General features: G+C 41.8%; 1 pseudogene. It reads right to left on the bottom strand.

Features of this window, described 5'->3' with window-relative positions:
* Positions 1–137: 137 nt before the first annotated feature.
* Positions 138–340: pseudogene (locus IM797_RS28280) on the bottom strand (hypothetical protein); the annotation flags it as partial.

The following is a 340-nucleotide window of genomic DNA, read 5'->3' as shown; positions in this document are numbered from 1 at the left end:
GTGGCACCTCCAGCTTCACAGCTTGAGGTACCGGATTAGATTCTTCCAGCGGAACATCCTTTTTACAGGATGATACCGACACCAGTAAAAGAATACAGACAGTAATACGCAAGTATGCGGTCTTGCCTGTCATTATATTAGTTTACTGATTTTACAGAAAATACTTTTGTAGCATAGTTGCTGGCTACTGCGGCCATTATTGTTGCTTTTGACGCACCAACAACAGGATTTGTAACGACATCCACGCCATCAATAGTTTTCTCCACATCAGCATTTAAAACGATCTTCGCTTCCTTAGCAGAACTGATTTTAACCGCTTGAGGCAAATCAACGGTTACTA

The organism is Pedobacter sp. MC2016-24 (assembly GCF_015223055.1).
GTDB lineage: Bacteria > Bacteroidota > Bacteroidia > Sphingobacteriales > Sphingobacteriaceae > Pedobacter.
Note: the sequence above shows the minus strand (reverse complement) of the source record. Positions and strands in the feature narration are given on the sequence as shown.